The organism is Nocardia anocheti, from assembly GCF_029675105.1.
Taxonomy (GTDB): Bacteria; Actinomycetota; Actinomycetes; order Mycobacteriales; family Mycobacteriaceae; genus Nocardia.
On the sequence record NZ_JAQQFV010000042.1, the window covers coordinates 1 to 203 of the forward strand.

General features: G+C 62.1%; 1 pseudogene. It reads left to right on the forward strand.

Annotated features, from left to right (window positions below):
* Window positions 1-203 (forward strand): annotated as a pseudogene (locus QC180_RS30180) (serine hydroxymethyltransferase); the annotation flags it as partial.

Sequence of the window (203 nt, forward strand, 5' to 3'; positions counted from 1 at the left end):
CGTTCGGGTTTGATTCTGGCCAAGCAGGAGTTCGCGAAGAAGTTGAACTCGGCGGTGTTCCCGGGTCAGCAGGGTGGTCCGTTGATGCATGTGATCGCGGCGAAGGCGGCGGCGTTCAAGATCGCCGCGAGCGAGGAGTTCAAGGATCGTCAGCAGCGGACGTTGTCGGGTTCGCGGATCCTGGCTGAGCGTTTGACCGGTGC